Origin of the sequence: Janthinobacterium lividum, assembly GCF_011601275.1 — a bacterium.
GTDB lineage: Bacteria > Pseudomonadota > Gammaproteobacteria > Burkholderiales > Burkholderiaceae_D > Janthinobacterium > Janthinobacterium lividum_E.
The window spans coordinates 202130-223317 of the sequence record NZ_JAAOLY010000010.1; the positions used below are offsets into that span (position 1 = coordinate 202130).

Consider the following 21188-nt stretch of genomic DNA (forward strand, 5'->3'; position numbering starts at 1 on the left):
CAGCGGCGCCATCCTGTGGATGGTGCCGCATTAAATTGCGCATGGCGGCACGCGGCCACCTATGTTTGTTTTATTTGAAAGGCACCCATGAGTACAGCCAGGACGGGATTGATCGGGGCGCTCAGTGCCGTCCTGAGCTTTCTTGCGGTATTTCTCGTCTACACGAGCTTTGAAAATTTCCCGGGCATGGTGAATGTATTGGCCATCGCTGCATGCGGATTAGTCATCGGCGTATGCCAGGGTTTTCTTATCCAGCGTCCACAACATCGAACCATCGGCATGGCGACCTTCGCCGGCCTGTTGATCTTATGGCTCCCGGTGGTGTTTGTTACTTACGGCTTTGCCTTGCTGGCACTGCCCCTGCTGGCTGCGTTTGCGCTGCTGGTGTTCTTCGGTGCCAGACTGGGCAGCCATCTACGCGCGTCGGCTTGCCGGCCCGCATAGCGAGCCGCCGGCACTGCTGGCGCTTGCACGGCGTTGCCGCAAACTTGTTACGGCAACGTCCATCGATTACTGCGCCGCCAATCCCAGCTTCAAACCCACCAGCTTGCCCGGCGCAGCTTCCGTTTTTTCCGGCGCACCCGCGCTGACTCTGGCCGCTGGCGTGCCATCCTGCTGCAGGGCCGCCAGGATGGCCGCGCTGCGCTGCGCACCCAGCTTGTTCAAGGCATCGGCAGGCAGCGGCTGCTTGGCTTCCAGTTGCTCGCGCAAGCCGTTGTAGAAAGCGCCCGTGTCGGCCACTTGCGGCTCGCCCTCGATCAGCTTGCCCAGGCGTTGCAGGACGGGGATTTTTGCCGTCGCCGCTGCGGAGGCGCCCGCTGTTGCCGACGCCGCCGCAGGCGCGGCCGATTCCGCCGCCTTTTTCTGCTTGTCCAGCTCGGCCTTGCCGAAGCGTTCGCTGTACAGCTCGCGCAGGGCGCCGCGTATCTTGCGTTCGCCCAGGTTCAGCGGCCCCGGTTCTTCGCCCGCTTCCAGCTTGATGCCGGCCTTGGCGGCGACGGCGCGGCGCACGGCCTGGGCGCGCAGGGCGGCCCCGTCCGTGTCGCTGTACTGGCCAGGCACGGCCAGCTTCAGCTGTTCACGCTTGGCGAGGATCTGCGCCACCTGCTTGAGTTTTTCCCGCTCGGGCGGCAGCAGCACGGCGCTGCCCGCATCGAAGTCGATCGATTCGAGCTTGTCGGCGCTGATGCCCAGCAAGTTGCCCAGCGCGCGGAACGGCGCCGTGACGATTTTCGTCAGCACATTGCCCACGGCTTTCCAGATCAGGGCGCCATAGCTGAATTGCGGGTCGTTCATGTCGCCCGACACGGGCAAGCCCAGGTCGATGCGCCCATCGCTATCCTTGAGGATGGCCAGCGCCAATTCCAAAGGCAGCTTCAAGGCGTCCGGACTGTCGATGCGCTCGCCCAAGGTCAGCTTGTCGAGCACGATCTGGTTGGTGCCGTCGAGCTGGCGGTTGCGCACCTTGTATTGCAAATCCAGCGAAATCTTGCCTTCGGCCACCTTGTAGCCGGCGAACTTCATCGTGTACGGCGAGGCGGACACCATGTCGACATTCTTGAAGACGACGTTCAAGTCCGTGTTGTCGGTCGGGGCGAACGGATTGAGCTGGCCACGCACGCGGGCCAGGCCGAATTCATCGATGCGGCCGTCCAGTTCGATCTGGCTGCGCGCATCACGCTTGGTCGACAGTCCTGTGACGACGCCGTTGAGTTCATAGATCTTGGCGGCGAACTGGGGCCGCAAGCTGAGGTCGGCAAAGTCCAGCTTGGCATTCTGCAGGCGCACGCGGCGCACGCGCACGGGGAAGGCGGCGTCGGCCGCCGGCGTGGCTGCAGTTGCTTGTGCGGTAGCCGGCTCGGGCGCCTTGACCAGCAGGCGCTGCGCATTGAGGCTGCGGTCGTTTTCGATGATCAGCTGGGCGTTCGGTTCGACCACGCGCAGCTCGGGGATGTCGACGAAGTCGGGACCCACGCTGGCCGTCAGCTTGTCGGCGCGCACGCTTTTCCACGAGGCAAAGCGCTTGCCATCCGTTTCATTGAGCACGAGGCCGGCAATATCGACGCCGCCCTCATAGCGGACCTTGGGCGCTTTCGGCGCGCCGCCGCCCGTCGTCAGGCGGCCGCTGCCGGAGAGCGATCCGCTTGCCAGTTTTAGTTTGATATGCTGCGCCAGCAACGGTTGCACGGGCGCCAGGGTCAGCTGTTTCAAATTCAATTGCGCATCGACGGCGCCCGTGCCCGGTATGAATTTGCCATTGGCCGTGAGCAAGCCGCCTTCGCGCAGGCCCACGCCCAGCTCGAACGGCAGCGTCTGTTTCATGTCGTTGCTGAGGTTTTGCAGGGACAAACGGGCATCCTGCAGCGTGCCCTTGATGCCCGTGCCAGCGTCATCGAAATGGGCGCCGAACTTGCTCAGTTCTACCTTGTCTACCTTGGTGGACCAGGGCGCGGATGGGGCGTCCTTGGCCGGGTCGGCCTTGCCGGAGGAAAACACGGGCAGCTTTTGCGCAATTGCAAATTCGCCCTGGCGGTTGCGCGCCAGGTCGATCTGCGCGCCGCTGGCCGTCACGGCGCCCAGGTGCACGGTATGTGCGGCCAGGTCGATCTTGCCTTCGGTAAAACCCAATTGGGCCAGCTTGAATGGCGTTTGCGCGCCGCGCTGCATGGTGAGGTCGGCCAGGCCAAAATGTGCGCCGTCGATGACGGTGGCCATGCCCGATGGCTGCTGCTGCATGCCCAGCTGCAGCTGCAATTGCAGCTGTCTGGCGCTCAGTTGCAAGGCAGGCGAGACGGTTTCATCGATGGCGGACACGTCCACATTGGCCAGAGCCAGCTGTTTCAAGTCCACTTTCCATTTTCCTGGTTTGGCTGGTGCGGCGGGCGTCGCTGTTGCAGGTGCGGGCTTACCCGGCAGCATCAGGTTCGCCACGTCGATTTCGCCCTTGCTGTCGCGCCGCACGGCCACCTTGCCGCCGTATAGATTGACCTTGTCGACCGTGACGTTCTGGCGCTCCAGGTCCACGTTCACGCCGGCGATGCCCAGGGTGTTCAGCGAGGTGAACGGCGTACCCTTGCCATCTTGCGCCAGGGCCAGGTCGCGCAAGGCCATTCCCGCGCCTTTGACGGTCGCTTCCAGCTTGCCGTCGGCATAGGAAAAGGCGTAGGGCAGGCGCGCCGATAGCTTGCCGCTGGTCACTTGTGCGCGCGTGTACGCTTTTAAATACGCGGCCAGGCCGGGCAGGGAGGCGTCGTTCAGTATCAGTTCGCCTTCGCCACGGATGGGGCTGAGCGAAGCCGTGCCGCGCCAGTGCAGCTTGCCGCCGCGCGCCGCATCGGCGCTGAGGCTGTAGCTGCCGTTGGCGTCGGGCAAGGTCGAGATATTGTCGAGCGTGAAGTTGATTGGCGTGAAGTTGTCCGCGTAGCCCGCCTTCTGGTCGTGCCAGTCCACCTTGCCTTGTTCCAGCGCAAAGTGGGCGATGACGAGGCGCGGCATGCCGCCTTCGCTCTTTTCCGGGTGATTGCGTTGCCAGGTGGCCAGCACTTCGGCCAGGTTGAACTTGCCATCCGGCGTGATCGTCAGCTGCGCCTGCGGCGCCGTGATGCGGATTTCCGCCAGGCTCCAGGCGCGGCGCACGATGGATTTCCATTCCAGCTGCACGGCCAGGGCGCCGATGGACAGCAGCGGCGCATTGTTTGCGCTGGCCGCTTCCTTGAAAGCGATCTGGTCCGCTTCCAGGCGCAGGGTAAACGGGTTGAAGCGTACCTCGGCTATGCTGGCTTGGCGCGCGAGTTCTTTCTCGGCAAATTTTGGGAGCTGGTTTTTGATGACGTAGGGCACCAGCCAGAAGCCGGCCGCGCTGTAGGCGGCCAGGGCGCAGCCTGTGCCCAGGGCCCAGCGCTGCCAGCGTTTCCAGCGAAATGTTTTCGTCTGCACGCTTTTGTTGTCGATTGTGTTCACGAACTTACCTTTTGATCTTGTTGGGCGGCGCACCGTGCGCGCCGTGACTGTCAGTATGCCTCTTTGCGGCCTCGTCTGCAAAATCCAAACGTGTTCAAGTGATAACAGGCGCCTAGGGGAACTAATTTCCCTTATGAAACTCACACAAACTCACTCTTACTTGATAATGATTCTCATTATCGGTATCATGTCCGCTAACCGTAAGTTCTCATTTGCACATATTTTCTCATTGAAAGCCCGATGTCATGCCTGTCGTCACACCCCGCACCCGTTTACTTCCAGTCGCCGCCGCCCTGTCGCTGGCCTTCGCTTCCCACGCCGCGCTGGCTGCCAATGCGGCCAGCGGCCAGGACGAGCCGACGGCTGGCGATGAGAAAGTCATGCAGGCAGTGCAAGTGACGGGCGCCCGCGCGCAAGGCCTGGTGCCGCTGACCACGGAGGCGGGCAGCTTTAGGGGCGCCAGCATCATGGACGTGCCGTCCACCGTCAACGTGATCACGCGCGAATTGCTGGAGCAGCAAGCCGTGTCCGGCCTGTACGACGCCGTGCGCAACACGGCCGGCGTGACGCGCCAGCAAAACGGGGGAGAGACGTGGGATCAATTGGTAATACGCGGCATCGCCGTGGAAAACCGCACGAATTACCGCCTCAACGGTTCCATGCCGATCATGAACTTCTCGCAAGTGCCCATGGAAAACAAGGAACGGGTGGAAGTGCTGAAAGGCGCTTCGGCCCTGTACTACGGTTTTACCTCGCCGGCAGGCGTCGTCAATTTCGTCACCAAGCGGGCCGGCAGCCAGCCTGTCACTAGCATGGGCTTGAGCGTCGACGACCGCGGCAGTGCCGTGGCGAATGTCGACGTGGCCCGCCGCTTTGGCGCGCAGCAGGAGTTTGGCGTGCGCGTCAACGCGGCCGGCGGCACCCTCGGTTCCTACCTGGATCATGTCGGCAACGGCAACCGCCGCTTCATTTCCACGGCGCTCGACTGGAGAGTGACGAACAAATTGCTGCTCAAGGCCGACCTGGAATACGAGCGCCGCAGGGTGACGGAGCAGGCGGGCGTGGCCTTGCCTGCGGCCGTGAAAGGCGTGATCAGCTTGCCGCGCGCCGTCGATCCGCGCAAGCTGATCGGCCCCGACTGGTCGAACTTTGATGCGCAAACGAAAAACGCGCAATTGCGCGCCGACTACGCCATCACGGATGGCTGGGCCTTGACGGTGGAGGCGGGCCACTCGGAAACGGCGCGCGACCGCCGCCTGGCGATCTTCCGCCTGAACAACGCGGCCGCGCTGGCCACGGGCGCGGGCCGCATCACGGGCAATATCCAGCACAGCGTAATGGCGTCGGACTTGCTGCGCGCGGAACTGGCCGGCAATTTCAATACGGGTTTCATCGCCCATGAACTGACCCTGGGAGCCTCGCGCACGGACAAGTCGCAAGATCCTATCTACCAGAGCAATTACACGATCGCCTCGCAAAACCTGTATAACCCCGTGCCCGTGACGAATGTCGTGTTCGGCCCCAAGCCCACGGCGCCTACGACGGCCGGGCTCGACACGCGCGACACGGGCCTGTATGCGCTCGACCGCATGGTATTCGGCCCGCAATGGCAAAGCGTCATCGGCGTGCGCCGCAGCAGCTACCAGAGCGACCAGGGCGCCAGCCACTACGACGTCAGCAAGACGACGCCGATGGCGTCATTGATCTACAAGGCCACGCCCGAGCTGTCGTTCTATGCATCCACGGCGCGCGGGCTGGAAGAGGGCGAGACGGGCCCGACGGGTACCGTGAACCAGGGCGTCAAGATGGCGCCTGGCGTGAGCAAGCAGAAAGAGCTGGGCGCGCGCTGGCTGACGCCGGGAGGCACCTTGCTCTCCGCCGCCTTGTTTGACATCACGCGTCCCGGCTACTACACGAATGCCAGCAATGTGTTTACGTCGGACGGCGAACAGCGCTACCGTGGCCTGGAACTGTCGACCCAGGGCAAGCTGACGCGCCAGCTGTCGTGGCAGACGTCGGCCCAGTTCCTCGACCCAAGCTTTGCGCACATCAACGCGGACTATAACGGCAAGGCGCCGGAAAACGCCTCGAAACGCACGGCCAGCGCCTTCCTCGCTTACGTGTTTGACGCCGTGCCGGGCCTGTCCGTCAATGGCGGTGCGTATTACTACAGCGCCCGTCCCGTCAACGACCTGAACCAGGCCTTCCTCGGCGGCGTCAGCCTGTTCAGCGCGGGCGCCCGCTATGCAAGCCGCGTCATGGACAAGGCCGTCGTGTGGCAGCTGAACGTGGAAAACGCGGCCGACAAGCGCTACTGGGCTGGCGCCGGCACGCGCCTGGCGTCCGGTGCGCCGCGCGCCATCAAGCTGAGCATGAAGGTGGATTTGTAAGAATGGTTTGACCTGCGCGCTGTCCACAGAGTGACCTGCGCTGATACAATGTTGCCATGTTCATCAGCAAAGGCAAGGCCAGCATTGTCCTGTGGATCGCGTGTATCGCCATCTTCCTGGCCACGCTCGCCCCTACGGTGTCGCGCGCGCTGACGGTCGCCAGCGGCCTGGCCGTGCCCAGCCTGGAAATCTGCTCGGTGGCGGGTGGCATGAATATGCTGCCCGCGACATTCTCCACGGACGCGCCCGATACCTCCAAGGGCGGCATGCGCATGGGCGATTGCCCCTGCTGCAGCATGCATGCGGCCACCCTGGACGTGCCGCCCACGAGCCTCGTGCTTGCTTCCGGCGAGCTCATCACGGGCTTGCTGCCCACGCTGTTCTACCAGTCCGCCACACGGCTGTTTGCCTGGACGCCTGTCCAGCCGCGCGGGCCGCCCGCCGCTTTCTGATCTGTCCTTTTCCTGAACTGCCTTGCGCCGCGCCGCACGACGCTGTGCGCCTGCGTCCGTTCGTTTTACCCATACAGAATCTGAAAGCAGCACCATGAAACATTTCCCTTTATTGATTTCCCTCGCCATCGCCGTCCCTGCCGCGGCGCAAACCCGTACTGAAGATGTCCTGCCCGAGATGAAAGTCATCGTCACGGCCATAGGCGACGGCTACCGTCCCGCCGCCGACACGGCGCTGATGCTGTCGAGTACGCCCGGCTACAGCGTGGCGGCCGGTGGCGGCGTGTCCGGCTTGCCGGTAGTGAATGGCTTTGCCGATGACCGCATCAAGATTCGCATCGACGGCATGGAACTGACGTCGGCCTGCGCCAATCACATGAATGCGCCGCTGTCGTATATCGATCCGCAGCAGGTGCAGCGCATCAAGTTGATCGCGGGCGTGACACCCGTCAGCGCGGGCGGCGACAGCATCGGCGGCACCATCGAAGTGCAGTCGAACCCGCCCGTGTTTGCCCAGCCCGGCGCGGGCCTGCTCACGCAAGGCAGCTTTGCCGTGTCGGGACGCAGCGTCAACAACAGCGTGGCGACCAGCGTGAACGCGTCGGCCGCCAGCGATGTGCTCAGCATCGGCTACAGCGGCGCCTATACGCGCGGACACAGCTATGAAGATGGCCGCGGCAATACCGTGCTGGCAAGCATGTTTGAAAGCATCAATCAGTCCATTGTGCTGGCGGCCAAGCGCGATGGCCAGCAGCTGACCCTGCGCGCCGGCGTGCAGCATATCCCGTACCAGGGTTTCCCGAACCAGTACATGGACATGACGGATAACCACGGCCAGTTCGCCAACCTGGCCTACAAGGGCGAGTTCGGCTGGGGCGTGCTCGACGCGCGCACCTACTGGCAGCAGACGGACCATGAAATGGGTTTCTTTACCCCCGAGCGCGCGGGCACGATGCCGATGATCACGCACGGGCGCAACACGGGCTATGCGCTGATGGCCAGCTTGCCGACCGCTGCGGGCGAGTTGCGCCTGGGCCAGGAGTGGCACGGCTTCCGCCTTGACGATTACTGGCCGGCCGTGCCCGGTTCCATGATGATGGGGCCGCGCACCTACCTGAACATCAACGACGGCAGGCGCGACCGCACCGTGCTGTTTGGCGAACTGGAAACGCGCCATGACGCGCGCTGGACGAGCGTGCTGGGCTTGCGCGGCGAATCCGTGCGCATGGAGTCGGGCGACGTGCAATCGTACGGCACCAACATGATGAACATGCCGGACGTGATGGCCGCCAGGGCTTTCAATGCGCGCAGCCGCAGCCAGCGCGACACGAATATCGATGCCTCCGCGCAAGCCACGTTCACGCTAGACGCAGCCAGCAGCTATGAATTCGCGCTGGCGCGCAAGGTGCGCTCGCCCAACCTGTACGAGCGCTACTCGTGGGGGCGCGGCTCGATGGCCATGACCATGACCAACTGGTTTGGCGATGGCAACGGCTATGTGGGCAATATCGACCTCAAGCCCGAAACGGCCTACACGGCGGCATTCACGGCCGACTGGCATGGCGGCGGCGAGGAGGGCTGGTTCGTGCGCCTCAACCCCTACTACAGCAAGGTCGACAATTACATCGACGTCGACGTGCTGGCGTCTTTCAACCCTTACATGAAAATGGGCGCGAACGGCAATTTGCTGCGCTTTGCCAATCACGACGCCAAGCTGTACGGCGCCAATCTGACGTGGCAGCTGCCTTTGGCGCGCGGCGCGCGCTGGGGCAGCTTCATGGCCACGGGTAACGCCGCATACACGCGGGGCAAGCGCAGCGATGGCGGCGACCTGTACCGCATGATGCCGTTCAACGCCTTGCTGGCCGTCGAGCACAAGCTGGGTGCCTGGAGCAACCGCATCGAAACCAAGATCGTGGCCCGCAAGGACAAGGTCGACGCGCGCCGCTTCGAACCGGAAACGGGCGGCTATGCGCTCGTCAACTTGCGCAGCAGCGTGGCGCTGGGCAAGATGGCCAGCTTGAGCGCGGGCGTGAGCAACCTGTTCAACCGCGCGTATGCGGACCCGCTGGGCGGCGTGTACCTGTCAGGCTTGAAGGCGAACGGCGGGGGGCTGCAAGCCTTGCCGGCCGAGGGCAGGTCGATTGATCTGGGGCTGCAGCTGAAGTTCTAAACGGAAATAACGCGCCTTCTTCCTGCTCGTCAAACGGTGGACGGGGCGCGTTATCGGGAATGAAAGTAATAGGTGGACTTTCCCATGATTTTAATAATAGACTATCAACAACCGCCATCCGCAAAAATAAAAATGAGAAAATCCACATGCCTTGCCGCCATGCTGTTTAGTCTTTGCTCCATCGCCTCGGCCCAGGACGTCCTGCTTGCCGGACACGTGCAGCGGGTCGTTCTGCAACCGTCAGGCACCGAGCATTGCCCTCCGCCTTGTCCTCCCGCGTTACCAGCCGTTGCCGGCAAGCCGCAGGCGGTCTGCATCTCGAACACCGGCGGCTGCCAAATGATGGAGGTCAAAGTGGACCACGTCTATCGCGGCGTGGTGCAGTCGCAGACACGCCAGTTCGCGTCGCGCATCGGTGAATTTGGCCCCAGTTTCCCCGTGACGGAGAAACAAATCGTGGTCAACGAAGAAGGCGGCAAGGTCTCCTGGTCTTTTGTGGACAATCGGAATGGGAAGATTTTCATCGATCCGAAACGCCTGCGCAGTGTCGCTGGCATTGCCTCCGCCACGCAAGGCGATGGCGAATGGGTGGCGCTGGACGAGGTGCTGGCGCGTAAGCACGGCCATTAACAATAATGGCAATCGTTGTGTCCCGAACAAGACGTCTTGACCTGTTCAAGCAGGCTACACAAGCTGATCCGACGCAGGGCCATCAATTCCCGCCGCCGCTCTTTTTCCGCCGCGACCCAGTGAGCACGCGCAGCGCGGTGGCGATCGGTACCTTGTTCTTGGCGAGGTAGGCGGCGGCCGTGGCCGTATCGAGCATTTCCTGGAAAATAATGCCGACTTCGACCTTTTGGGCCGTCAAATCGTCCTGCCTTGCGCAGTCGAGGATATCCATATTCGTAGCAGTGACCTTGTCATTCTTGGAGCGCATTTTTGCCTCGGTAGAAAAGAGAAAAAATGTCTCCTTTTATTTGCCTTTAAGATAACTTATTTTTGTGACTTTGTGGAAATTTTTCTTTAATCGATAGTGCATTGAGGAATTAAATTTATCTATCGTCCAAGTTCATGGCCCAGGCATGCGCGGACGATGAATACGGCATAGATGATCTCCCGTCATCCATTGCCTGATCAACCATCCTTTGCCAGCCGCGCCCGGATGCGGTCTAATCATGGCTTGTTCTTTCACGAGGTTGACATGCTGCCCACTTCCGCCATCGCCGCGCTGCGCGAAAAATTTCCCTTGATTACAGAATTGATGGCCTTGCAGCCCTTGAACTGGTTCAATCCCCGCATCGCGCCAGCGGCCGAGGGGCTGAACGACGTGGGCTTGACGGCGGCCGACGTGGCGCAGGCCAGCGCGCGCCTGGCGCGCTTTGCGCCGTATCTCGCCAAGGCGTTCCCGGAAACGCAGGCCAGCGGCGGCATCATCGAGTCGCCCGTCGTGCCGCTGCCCGCCATGCAGGCGGCGCTGGGTTCTGCATCAAGCATGACAAGCGGTCAGCTGTGGCTCAAGCAGGACAGTCATTTGCCCATTTCCGGCTCGATCAAGGCGCGCGGCGGCATCTATGAAGTGCTGAAACACGCGGAAATGCTGGCGCTGGACGCCGGTTTGCTGAAAGAGGGTGATGATTACAGCCTGCTGGCCAGCGACGCCGTGCGGGCGTTTTTCGGCCAGTATGCGATCGCCGTCGGCTCCACGGGCAACCTCGGCTTGTCGATCGGCATCATGAGCGCGCGCCTGGGCTTTCGTGCCACCGTGCACATGTCGGCCGACGCACGGCAATGGAAGAAGGATAAATTGCGCGGCCACGGCGTCACCGTCGTCGAGTACGCGACCGATTACAGCGTGGCCGTGGAAGCGGGGCGCAAACAGGCGGAGAACGACCCCACCTGTCACTTCGTCGATGATGAAAACTCGCACGATCTGTTTCTCGGCTACGCGGTGGCGGGCCAGCGCCTGAAAGCCCAATTTGCAGCTAGCGGCGTCACGGTCGATGCGGACCACCCGCTGTTCGTGTACCTGCCGTGCGGCGTGGGTGGCGGCCCCGGCGGCGTGGCGTTTGGCTTGAAGCTGGCCTTTGGCGATGCTGTCCACTGCGTCTTCGTCGAGCCGACCCATTCGCCATGCATGCTGCTGGGCGTGCATACGGGCTTGCATGAAGGGATCAGCGTGCAGGAGATCGGCATCGACAACCTCACGGCCGCCGATGGCCTGGCCGTGGGACGCCCGTCCGGCTTCGTCGGACGCGCCATGCAGCGGCTGATCGATGGCTACGCCACCGTCACGGATGAAGAGCTGTACCGCTTGCTGGCCCTGCTGGAGCAGACGGAGCAGCTGCGCCTGGAACCGTCCGCCGTTGCCGGTTTCGCGGGCATTCCTGCCGTGCTGGCCGCGCCGCAGTATCAGCCGCACCTGGAAACGGCCACGCACCTGGTGTGGGGCACGGGCGGCAGCATGGTTCCCGAGGCGGAAATGGCGGCCTACGTGGCGCGCGGCCGCGCGCTGCTGGCGGCCGGCGCCGCCTGATGCCGCCCGGCGCACCGCGCATGGCGACGCTGACGGCCAGCCAGTTCTCCAACCTGCACACGTTTCTCGTGGCGGCACGTCACGCCAGCTTCGCGCTGGCGGCGCAGGAATTGGCGCTCACGCCCAGCGCCATCAGCCACCGCATCGCGCGGCTGGAAGCGGGCCTGGGGCTGCGCTTGTTCGAGCGCCTGACGCGGCAGGTCAAGCTGACGCAGGATGGCGAACGCATCTTTGCCGCCCTGCAAATTGGCTGGGATGGCTTGCATGCGGCGCTGGCCGGCGGCGATGCGCTCACGGGCAGCATCACCGTGCATGCGCGCCCGTCCATCGCCCAATGCTGGCTGGTGCCGCGCTTGGCAGGCTTTACGGCGCAGTATCCGGACGTGTCGATCGATTTGCGCGTGGGCAATGATAGCGTGGACTTTCGCGCGGGCCAGGTCGACCTGGCCTTGCATTACGGCGACGGCAACTTTCCCGGCCTCGTATCGCGCAAGCTGATGGGCGAATGGCTGGCGCCCGTGTGCAGCCCGGACTATGCGCGCCAGCATGGCTTGCAGGATGCGCCACACAAATTGTCAGGCGTGATGGTGCTGCACGACACCCTGGCCTGGCCCGCCTGCGCGCCCGATGCCGAGTGGCGGCTGTGGCTGGGCGGGCAGGCGCCGGAGGTGAGTTTGTCCGCGCGCAGCCTGCGTTTCGACCGTGCCGACCTGTGCGCGCAGGCGGCCATCCACCACGCGGGCGTGGCCGTGGGCCGGCGCCAGCTGGTGCAGCCGTGGTTAGATAGCGGCCAGCTGATCCTGCCGTTTGGCGGCTTTGCCTTGGCCAGCCCGCAGGCGTACTACCTCGTGCACAGCGGGCGTGCCGCGCTGCCGGCAAGAGTGCAGGCCTTGTCCGACTGGCTGCTGGGGCAGGCAATTTGATACACTGCGCGCCTTGTTCAAGAAAGCGCACGAAGGAAGCACCATGCACGCATCATCCCCACTGACCTCCACGCCGCCACAGGAATTGCGCACGACTGCGCTGGCCTGCCTGCTCGAACCGGACCCGGCAACCAAGGTGGCGATGGTGGCGGCCATGGCCGAAGCGCAGCTATCTCTCGATGCGCATGCGCCTTTGGCGCCGACCGGCCCCGTGCCGGGCCGTCCCGAACGCCCGGAACTGGTGCCGCCGCGCCTCGTGGGGCGGCGCTCGATGATCACGCCGGAAGGGCGCGCCATGCTCGTGCACGCGCTCGCGCATATCGAATTCAATGCGATGAATCTGGCGCTCGACGCGCTGTGGCGCTTCCCGGACTTGCCCTTTGATTACTACACGGACTGGCTGCGCGTGGCGAAGGAGGAAGCCACGCACTTTGCCATGCTGCAAGCGCACCTGCAGGTGCTGGGTCACACGTATGGCGACTTCCCCGGTCATGACAGCCTGTGGGAAATGGTCGACAAGACGCGCGGCGACGTGCTGGCGCGCATGGCGCTCGTGCCGCGCACCCTGGAAGCGCGGGGACTGGACGCGATTCCGCCGCTGCGCGCCAAGCTGGCGCAGGCGGGCGACATGGCCGCCGCCGCCATCCTCGACATCATCTTGCGCGATGAAGTGGGGCACGTGGAAATCGGCAACCGCTGGTATGGCTACCTGTGCGATCAAAGGGGCCTGGAGCTGCGCGCCACCTATGCCGAGCTGGCGCTGTGCTACGAAGCGCCCACCCTGCGCGGCCCGTTCAACCTGGAGGCGCGGCGCCGGGCGGGCTTTTCGGAACTGGAACTGTCCGATCTGCCCGCCTGAATCCAGCTAAGGGTGAGCCGTGATGCTGATGTGCCAGTGGCTCAGGTGTCCCGCCTCGATGTGCACTTTTGCCGGCTTGGTCCAGGCGCCTGCGCCCGGGATCTTGTCGGTGGAGGCGGCGGAAAAACGTCCGTCGACGAGGGCCAGCTTGATGAAGCTGGGGCCGATGTAGATGACGCGCGTGCTGGCCGGCGCCGCTTCCTGGGCCAGCATGGCCCGGTTCGCCGCGATCCACGCCTGCAGGGACGCCAGTTTCGGCTTTTGCGCGGGATTGGCCACCACTTCCGCCTTCGCATCATTGATCAGCTTGTGAATGGCGGCGCCATCGTTCTGGCCGCCCAGCGCGTCCGTGTAGCCGCCCGCGCCGTCCGCGTAGCGCAAGTCGATCTGCTGGCCATCGCTGTGGCCGCTGTGGCCGAGGATGGAGCGGCCCGTTGCCGTTTGCGTCACATGCTGGCCGCTGATGTCGTCGAAACGGTAAGCCTTGCCCGCCAGCCAGGCTATGGCAAGGCGCGTGGCCCACGAATCGCCGCCAGCGTCACGCGTGCCGTAGCGCCGCGCCGCCAGCGCCGCCTCGTCGTTGGCCAGGTACAGGGGGATGTAGGCCGTGTCGCCCTTGAATTCCACTTGTCCCCCTTCGGCCGGGTCGGAGCTGGCATCGGCATTGTCGATGCGGCCCTTCAGGCGCACCGTGATGACTGCCTTCTTGTCGAGCTTGGCGCCGGCAAAGGCGGGCAGCACCAGGCTGGAAAATTTCACGCTGCCGGCAGTCTTGGTATTCGTCTGGGACAATAAATTCTCCGTGCTGAAGGCGGGATCGCCGCCGCCCGACGAGATGCCGATATTGACTTCCGTAATCGTCGCCGCCGCCGGCGTGTAGTGCAATTCCAGCGGCACGGTGTGCGTGGCCGTGGCCGCTCCCTGCGACACGGAGACATACGGCCCCGCCAAATTGCCCGTCAGCTTGATCGGCTGCAGCACGGGATGGGCGGCCTGGTTGGGCGAAAGGAATTTTGCCTGCGTCACCTTCAAGCCCTTGCACGCGAGACCCAGTTCCACCGTCGTCACGGTGGCCAGGGCGCTGTCGCCGATATTCGTGGCGCTGACGTTGCCGCCCAAGCTTAACGCCCCATCCTTGGTTTGCTTGCTGACGTCGATGCACTCCGTCCTGACGATGGTGCCTTGCGTGAAGTGCGTCTGGTTGACGGCGCCCGTGGCGGCCAGGTTGACCCCGGGCAGCCCGGTCACGGCGTACGACCAGGTATCGTTGTACTGGCTTTGCGCCGTCGTGTAGGTGGGATATTCGGCCGTGCTGACGATGATTTTCACGCCCACGGTTTTCGTGCCCTTGGGTACGGTGAAGGCGATGGGCGAGGTGATGGTCTGATTTTGCGCGGCCGCCGTGGCCGTGAAGGTCTTGCTGCCCTCGTCATCCTGCGGCGTGACGTCGCCCGCGGCACGGGGGCTGGCGGGCACCGCGCGCGCGGGCGGCCCGGCGCCATCCTGCGTGACGCTGCCGGCCGCGTAGGTCTGCGCCCCGGCGCGCAGAGCCAGGCTAGTTCCATACGGATAGACGATGTCGACATTGACGTTGCTGCTGCTCTCAAAAACGACGGCGCTGACGCTGACCACGTTCGGGTGGACGAGGTCGTTCAAGGTCAGCTGGTAGGTATCGGGCAGCACGCCATCGAAATGGAAGGCGCCCGTGACATCGACGACGGCCACCTGGCGCTGGTGATTGTTGTAGCCGGCCAATAGCATCTTCTTGCCGGCCAGTCCCGTGGCGTTGCCGCCCGCGGGCGTGCGCAACTGCCCTTGCAGCACGATGCCGGACTTGATGACGATCAAGGCATAGCTGGCCGTGAACTCGCCATCTTGCGAGACGAAATTGAGATTCAGGTCATAGCTGCCGTTGGGCAAGGATGCCAGCAGTTGCTGCATGGCCGTGGCACTGATGCTGAAGATGCCGCTGGCCGCATCGAACGTCCAGTAGGTCTTGAGGCTGACAGCTACGCCACCCGGAGTGGACAGCAGGCCGTCGCTGTCGTCCTGCAGGGCCATGGGGGCCGCGCCCACGAGGCGGAAGCCCAGGGCGCCTGGCTGCAGGCGGTTGTTCGGTCCCAGTCCCGTGATGGCCAGCACGGGCGCCGTGGTCGGCACGCTGCCGTCGTCGTTCGGCTCCACATAGGTTTCCACGGCCGTGGGCAGTTGCGTCTGGATCAGCAGGTCCAGGATGGTGATCTTGCCGCCCTTGCTCAGGGAAAATTGCGCGTGCTGGTCCACGCCCGTGTCGCCGGGCGTGGAAAAGCGCAGGCTGCCGTCCTGCAGCAGCACGTCCGTGACGGCGCCGCTGGCCTTGACGCTGTCGGCGCCGTCGGGAAAGCCCAGCTCGGCCAGCGGCAGCACGACCACTTGCGCGGGCCGCACGGGGTCGAGGACGATGCCGTCGCTGGTGCTGAAGGTCCACGTCAACCCGGCGCTCTGGAAGGCGATGCTGCGCTCGATGCGCAGGGTGATGGTGTCGGCGGGCGTGACGGTGGCCCCCGCGCCGATGCTGCCGGCCAGCACGTCGCCATCGATGATGGTGCTGCCTGCAGGCGTACTGTCCAGCACGGCTTGCACATTGCCGGCCGCTTCGCTTCCATTGTTGCGGATGCTCACGCGGTAAGTGTAATCCCAGGCCGTGCGGTTGACGCGCTGCTCGGCCACTTTTTCCAGCAAGGTGACTTCCAGGTCACCGGCGGCCTGGGTGGCGGTCGCGGCGGCGGCCAGCATGACCTTCGGCGCGGGCGGCTGCATGGAATTGTCCGGGCCGCCGCAGGCGCACAGGCTCAGTGCCAGCCCCGTGGCCAGCGCGGCGCCCGCCAGTTGCCGGCGCCGCAGGCAGGCCATGGCCAGCAAGCCCGCCAGCAGCAGCCACGAGGTGGAGGGCAGGGCGATGGCGGCCGCCTGCGTGATGCCCGTCTCGAGCGCGATGAAGGAGACGGGGTCGAGGATGGAAAACGGCTGGGCGCCGGGGCTGCCCGCGCCCAGATAATCGAAGGTGACGGAAAAGCCCGTGGCCGTGGCGCCGGGGCCGATGCCGCCGGCCAGCGCCAGCGCGTCGAGGTAGCCGCTGGCGGGAATGGCGGGATCGGGCTGCACCAGCAGCAGGTCCCAGCCGGGTAGCGTGGAGGCGCTGTGCAGGTTGGCGTACTGGCCCACGCTGAAGAACAAGGTGAATTCCTCGATGGGCACGGCCAGGGTGGTATTGCTGACCGTATAGTCGTAGCGCCATTGCGTGCCGCCCAGCGATGTGGCCGTGTAGCCGATGCTGGCGCCGTGCGCGGCAGACATTGCGCACAGCAGCAGCGCCAGCAGCGCCTGTTTGATAAAGCTCATGATCGTTCCTCCGTTGACTGGCGCCAAGCGTGCCCAGGCAGGAGGTCAAGCAGGAAGCGTTCCTGAAAATTTATCGTTTGTAAAACAAGGACTTGGCTACAGCGCTCCCTTTGTTGCCGGGCGCACTGTCAAATATGCTGACAGTCCTGTCCCGGTGCCGGTCCAGGCCGTCCGCGTGGCTGGCGTTTGTTTTTTCAATTTAGAAATTTAATTAGCGTTAGCCCGTTAATATATATTTTTCAAAGTGACAAAGCGTGACAATAAATCAAAAAATAGAGTCCATACTGACTTTGCTGTAAAACAGCTCCGTTAATATATTTTGCTGCCAGCCCGATATATTAACGTCGATAACCCCATTGGAGATATAGCATGACTGCATATGTAATCCAAAGCTTGCAAAATACGAATCTGTGCATCGGCGTCACCAGCGCCGCGGCAGGTTCCCTCGTTACCCTGCAAGTTCTTTCTGGCGTCGGCGGCACGACTTCGCAATGGAATATGGACCCGAATACCGGCTATATCACGCTGGCGGCCAACCCCAGCCTGTGCCTCGATGTACAAGGCTACGATGGCCAGCAAGGCCAGGTGATCGTCAGCACGATGACCCTGGGCCGCACCAGCCAGTTGTGGAATTGGGTGGGCCGTGCGCCGAACATCTCGAACGTGCAATACCCGCAAATGGTGCTGGACAACGCCAACAACAACGCCAGCCCTGGCAATGCCATCCTCGTGTGGCCATATAACGGCGGCCAGAACCAGAAGTGGAGCTGCCTTGCCGTGCCAGCCCTGAAGGCCATGCTGGAAGCGGCGTAAGGTTGTTTGCATGCTGACATGCCGGAAAATAAACAGCCGCGCCTGTTTGAAAGGTGCGGCGTTTTATTCCGTTTCTTTTATATGAGGGTGCGCGCGATTACCTTGCGCCATTTTATGCGGACGGCCGGACGATATTTATTTCAAAGGAAATTAAAATAAATAAGATCTTGTTTTATTTCAATTCAATTCCATTTCCTGTCGATATTTTTATATTGGCTGGAATATTCGCGCCCGTCACTTATTGATAATCCCGGCATGCCTGCTTTATTCACCTTGCCATTTCAAATGCGCGCCAGCTGATGCATGGCTGAGTCTGTCAGCGCTGTCCTACCCGTCTTGTCGAAACTGTCTGATTGTATGCCTTGCGGAAACACGCGATGATCGTGTCCATGCTGCAACAGCCAACCAGTCCGACGGAGTATGCGATGCAAAAGCCAGACCAGTCTATCCACGTGAACAAGCCCTTCCTGCTGATTTGCCTGTTCACCTTCTCGACCCTGGCGGCCACCTTGATGACTACGGGCGAGGCGCCGGCAAGCGATGCCGCGCCGGCGCCCGTGGCGCGGGAAGCGGGCCACGGTGCCTTGCCCGTCTGCAGCAGCGACGCCCTTACACTGTCGGCCCAGTGCCAGCCCCAGCCTGCGCGCCAGGCTTGACCGCGCCCTGCAGGCGCTGCTGCAGCAAGGCCAGCACGGCCGCTTCCTCCGGCGCCAGCGCCTGTAAATCATCCTGCATCTGCTGCCGCGCCCGTGCGCGCATGCCTTCCAATAAGCTGCCATCCAGATACGATTCCAGCACGGCCGGGTGCACATAGCATTTGCGGCAGATCGTCGGCGTGTTGCCCAGCTTCTTTGCCACGGACTCGATCGCCTGCACGATGTTTTTCTTGGCTTGCGCATCGGAATCGACCTGTTCGAACGCCTGCAGGGCCAGCGCGGCCAGCAGGGTGCCGGACCAGGTGCGGAAATCCTTGGCCGTATAGTCTTCGCCCGTCACCTCGCGCAGGTAATCGTTGACGTCGCCCGAGCCGATGCCGTGGCGCGCGCCGTGCTCATCGACATATTGAAACAGTTCCTGCCCCGGCAGTTCGCGCATGCGCGCAAGCACCCTGGCCAGGCGCCGGTCGCTCAGGCGGATATCGTGGCGCACGCCGCTCTTGCCCTTGAAGTGGAAGGCCACGGCGCTGCCGTCGACCTGCACGTGGCGCGTGCGCAGGGTGGTCAGGCCGAACGATTTATTTGTGCGTGCATATTCCTCGTTGCCGATGCGCATCATCGTCAATTCCAGCAAGTGCACGATGGTGGCCAACACTTTCTCACGGGGCAAGCCCGGCAACTGCATGCCGCGCGCGACGGCGGCGCGGATGGCGGGCAGGGCGCGGCCGAAGCTGAGCATGCGTTCATATTTCACTTCGTCGCGTACCTGGCGCCAGCGCGCATGGTAGCGGTACTGCTTGCGGCCCCGCGCGTCGCGTCCCGTCGCCTGCAGGTGGCCATTGGCGTGCGGGCAGATCCACACTTCCGTCCAGGCCGGTGGAATGGCCAGTGCCTTGATGCGCGCCAGGGTGGCGGCATCGCGCAGGACTTTGCCATCCGCGTCGCGGTAGCGGAACTTGCCGGGCTTGCCCGATCGGGCGATGCCGCTTTGATGGTCGCCCGTGTAGCGCAGGCCGGCGGCGCGGGCCGTAGTGGTGGCGGATATTTCCATGGATATAGCGTACCTTGTACGCCGCGCACCTGCCGCGCCGTTATGCTAAGGTGCGCATTCGTAACGCCGTGCGCGGCAGACAGGAGCAGCAGATGTTTGGCAGAAAGAAGAATCTGGAAGAAGACCACGCCCCCCAGGCCGACAAGCAGTATGAAAAGAAATACACGGATGACAGCTTCTGGGACAAGGTCGTCAAGTTCGCCAAGACGGCAGGACGCGAAGTCATCGAGAAAGCCCTGTGGCTGTACTACGCGGCGCAGCAGCCGAATACGCCGCTGTGGGCCAAGACGGCCATCTATGGCGCGCTCGGCTATTTCATTTCGCCCATCGATGCGATTCCCGACATCACGCCCGTGGTCGGCTATGCGGATGACCTGGCCGTGCTGGCGGCGGCCGTCGCCACGGTCGCCACCTACATCACGGCCGAGGTCAAGGAACGGGCCGCCGAGAAATTGCGCGGCTGGTTCGGCGCCTAGCTTGCTGGAGCGGGCTGGCCCGGCTGGTCCGGTTGGCCCTTTATGGCGTTGCGATACTTGGCCCTGGCCTCGGACTTCTTGACCGCCTCGTTGGCGATGTTCTGCGCCTTGATGCGGGCTTTTTCACTCTTGCTGCGCTGCTGCGCCACGTCCTTGTTGCCGATGCGGTTCGTCATGCCGGTCTCCTCGTTGAGCGTCAAATCTGACCAGCACAGCATACTTTCTTGCTTGGGCGCCACCGTGCGCCCGCTCACACAAGCGGCATGCCTAGCGCGCTTGCGCGCCGCTGCCGCCATGGGCCAGCAGGCGCAGCACGACGTCCTTCTGGAATGAACGAAACTCCTTGTCGGCGCTGACGTTGGCAAAGGCCAGCACGGCCGTCTTGCTGGCGCGGTCAACGCAGACGACGGACGCGGCGCCCGGGTCGCCGCCGCTGTGCGTGGCCAGCGCCTTGCCGTCGACGTCGCGCAGCAGCCACACCAAAGCCTGGCGTACGGACGAGTCCGCAGGCACGACGGGGGCCGCTTGCGGGGCGAAAAACGATTGCAGGGTGGAATCTTGCAGGTAGCGGTGGCCATCGACCCGGCCGCCATTGCTGAAGATGGCCAGGAAGCGGGCAAAATCATGCGCCGAGCTGCGCAGCAGGCCGGCCGGCCAGTCCGGATAGCCGACGGGCGGCAGCACTTGCAGGCCCGGTTCCTTGTGCGCGTAAGGCTGGGCGACAACGGCGCGCCGCGGCAAGCCGGCCAGTTTCCACGCCGTGTTGTCCATGCCCAGCGGTTCGAACAGCTGCTCCTGCGTAAAGCCGTCGAGGCCATCCGGGTTCAAACGGCCCACCAGATAGCCGAGCAGGGCGATGCCGACATTGCTGTAGCGCCATTCCGTGCCGGGCCGCGCCGCAAACGACACGTCCGCGTCGTACCATGCACCGCCGCGCGACAGATAGCCCTTGACGAAGTCGCGCAGCGGCAATCGCGGGTCGCCTTGCACGGCAAACGTCGTCGTCTTTTCGTACACGGCGTCGGAAATGCCCGAGGTGTGGCTGAGCAAGTGGCGAAAGGTGATGGGCACGTCGGGAAACTTCGGATGCATGAACGGGAAGTCCAGGTAGGCCGCCACCTTGTCGTCGAGCTGGAAGGCGCCTTGTTCCAGCAGCATCATGACGGCCGTAGCCGTGACGAGCTTGCTGACGGAGGCGACATGGAACACCGTGTTGGCATCGGCCTTCTTGCCGGCCTGGATGTCGGCCCAGCCATAGCCGCGCGCAAAAATCGTTTCCTCGCCGCGCACCACGGCCACGCTCATGCCCGGTGTTTCCGTGCGGGCCAGGCCATCGCGCATGAAGCCGTCAAATGCCGTTTCCCACGCCAGCCGGGCCGGATCGGTGGCGCAGCCCGTTTGCAGCAGGGCCATCGAGACGCCCAGTCCCAGCACGCTTCTTCGTTTCATTGATTCTCTCTTTTGCCATTTTTAATTATCTTAACAATATTTCTGCCCGGCATAGGGGCGATTGACAAAACA

The 21188-nt window shown here is 63.5% G+C and carries 18 protein-coding genes; 12 read left to right on the forward strand and 6 right to left on the reverse strand.

Going from position 1 to position 21188, the window contains the following annotated elements; all coding sequences use genetic code 11:
* Nucleotides 1-87 precede the first annotated feature (87 nt).
* A complete protein-coding gene (locus GYK42_RS16925) occupies nucleotides 88-444 on the forward strand; it encodes a hypothetical protein (protein WP_166448431.1) in 357 nt (118 codons plus the stop codon).
* A 66-nt stretch (nucleotides 445-510) separates the two neighbouring features.
* Here the strand turns inward: GYK42_RS16925 and GYK42_RS16930 are convergent, their stop codons facing one another.
* On the reverse strand, nucleotides 511-3960 hold the full coding sequence (locus GYK42_RS16930) for a DUF748 domain-containing protein (RefSeq protein ID WP_346768107.1): 3450 nt from the start codon (nucleotides 3958-3960) through the stop codon (nucleotides 511-513).
* A gap of 245 nt (nucleotides 3961-4205) precedes the next feature.
* Between GYK42_RS16930 and GYK42_RS16935 the strand changes: the two genes are divergently transcribed.
* The 4 genes from GYK42_RS16935 to GYK42_RS16950 all read left to right on the forward strand — a co-directional run bounded on the left by GYK42_RS16935 (nucleotide 4206) and on the right by GYK42_RS16950 (nucleotide 9605).
* Complete coding sequence (locus GYK42_RS16935) at nucleotides 4206-6350, forward strand: TonB-dependent siderophore receptor (protein ID WP_166448432.1); 2145 nt, start codon at nucleotides 4206-4208, stop codon at nucleotides 6348-6350.
* A gap of 56 nt (nucleotides 6351-6406) precedes the next feature.
* The gene (locus GYK42_RS16940; protein ID WP_166448433.1) at nucleotides 6407-6802 is read left to right on the forward strand and encodes a DUF2946 domain-containing protein; all 396 of its coding nucleotides are present in this window, start codon (nucleotides 6407-6409) and stop codon (nucleotides 6800-6802) included.
* A gap of 94 nt (nucleotides 6803-6896) precedes the next feature.
* Nucleotides 6897-8975: a TonB-dependent receptor gene (locus GYK42_RS16945; RefSeq protein ID WP_166448434.1), complete on the forward strand. Its 2079-nt coding sequence runs from the start codon at nucleotides 6897-6899 to the stop codon at nucleotides 8973-8975.
* Between the two features lie 84 nt (nucleotides 8976-9059).
* Entirely contained in the window at nucleotides 9060-9605 is a 546-nt protein-coding gene (locus GYK42_RS16950; protein ID WP_166448435.1) for a hypothetical protein, read from the forward strand.
* An 82-nt stretch (nucleotides 9606-9687) separates the two neighbouring features.
* On the opposite strand, the gene GYK42_RS16955 is transcribed toward GYK42_RS16950, so the two are convergent.
* A complete protein-coding gene (locus tag GYK42_RS16955; RefSeq protein WP_092716366.1) occupies nucleotides 9688-9912 on the reverse strand; it encodes a hypothetical protein in 225 nt (74 codons plus the stop codon).
* A gap of 264 nt (nucleotides 9913-10176) precedes the next feature.
* On the opposite strand from GYK42_RS16955, the gene GYK42_RS16960 reads away from it, so the two are divergent.
* From GYK42_RS16960 to GYK42_RS16970, 3 genes are read left to right on the forward strand one after another with little or no spacing between them, the layout of a single operon-like run.
* Nucleotides 10177-11508: a D-serine ammonia-lyase gene (locus GYK42_RS16960; RefSeq protein ID WP_166448436.1), complete on the forward strand. Its 1332-nt coding sequence runs from the start codon at nucleotides 10177-10179 to the stop codon at nucleotides 11506-11508.
* 20 nt (nucleotides 11509-11528) lie between these two features.
* Nucleotides 11529-12431 (forward strand): DNA-binding transcriptional regulator DsdC, encoded by a 903-nt coding sequence (gene dsdC / locus GYK42_RS16965; RefSeq protein WP_166448437.1) that lies wholly within the window; start codon nucleotides 11529-11531, stop codon nucleotides 12429-12431.
* 43 nt (nucleotides 12432-12474) lie between these two features.
* Nucleotides 12475-13290, forward strand: a complete 816-nt coding sequence (locus GYK42_RS16970) for a ferritin-like domain-containing protein (RefSeq protein WP_166448438.1) — start codon at nucleotides 12475-12477, stop codon at nucleotides 13288-13290.
* Nucleotides 13291-13296: 6 nt separating this feature from the next.
* Here GYK42_RS16970 and GYK42_RS29300 read toward each other — a convergent pair whose 3' ends face one another.
* A complete protein-coding gene (locus tag GYK42_RS29300) occupies nucleotides 13297-16671 on the reverse strand; it encodes a hypothetical protein (RefSeq protein WP_240943624.1) in 3375 nt (1124 codons plus the stop codon).
* Here GYK42_RS29300 and GYK42_RS16980 point away from each other — a divergent pair.
* The 3 genes from GYK42_RS16980 to GYK42_RS16990 all read left to right on the forward strand — a co-directional run bounded on the left by GYK42_RS16980 (nucleotide 16670) and on the right by GYK42_RS16990 (nucleotide 18140).
* Nucleotides 16670-16882, forward strand: coding sequence for a hypothetical protein (locus GYK42_RS16980; RefSeq protein ID WP_166448439.1), 213 nt, complete (start codon nucleotides 16670-16672; stop codon nucleotides 16880-16882). The genes GYK42_RS29300 and GYK42_RS16980 overlap by 2 nt on opposite strands.
* A gap of 158 nt (nucleotides 16883-17040) precedes the next feature.
* On the forward strand, nucleotides 17041-17484 hold the full coding sequence (locus GYK42_RS16985) for an RICIN domain-containing protein (RefSeq protein WP_058050424.1): 444 nt from the start codon (nucleotides 17041-17043) through the stop codon (nucleotides 17482-17484).
* A gap of 425 nt (nucleotides 17485-17909) precedes the next feature.
* Nucleotides 17910-18140, forward strand: coding sequence for a hypothetical protein (locus GYK42_RS16990; RefSeq protein ID WP_166448440.1), 231 nt, complete (start codon nucleotides 17910-17912; stop codon nucleotides 18138-18140).
* Here the strand turns inward: GYK42_RS16990 and GYK42_RS16995 are convergent.
* Complete coding sequence (locus GYK42_RS16995) at nucleotides 18094-19191, reverse strand: DNA topoisomerase IB (protein ID WP_166448441.1); 1098 nt, start codon at nucleotides 19189-19191, stop codon at nucleotides 18094-18096. The genes GYK42_RS16990 and GYK42_RS16995 overlap by 47 nt on opposite strands.
* A gap of 92 nt (nucleotides 19192-19283) precedes the next feature.
* Here GYK42_RS16995 and GYK42_RS17000 point away from each other — a divergent pair, with 92 nt between their 5' ends.
* A complete protein-coding gene (locus GYK42_RS17000) occupies nucleotides 19284-19667 on the forward strand; it encodes a YkvA family protein (protein WP_046685558.1) in 384 nt (127 codons plus the stop codon).
* On the opposite strand, the gene GYK42_RS17005 is transcribed toward GYK42_RS17000, so the two are convergent.
* Both GYK42_RS17005 and GYK42_RS17010 read right to left on the reverse strand, forming a co-directional pair.
* The gene (locus tag GYK42_RS17005; RefSeq protein WP_166448442.1) at nucleotides 19664-19843 is read right to left on the reverse strand and encodes a hypothetical protein; all 180 of its coding nucleotides are present in this window, start codon (nucleotides 19841-19843) and stop codon (nucleotides 19664-19666) included. The two genes, GYK42_RS17000 and GYK42_RS17005, sit on opposite strands and share 4 nt — an antisense overlap.
* Before the next feature lie 91 nt (nucleotides 19844-19934).
* Complete coding sequence (locus GYK42_RS17010) at nucleotides 19935-21116, reverse strand: serine hydrolase domain-containing protein (RefSeq protein WP_166448443.1); 1182 nt, start codon at nucleotides 21114-21116, stop codon at nucleotides 19935-19937.
* Nucleotides 21117-21188 lie beyond the last annotated feature (72 nt).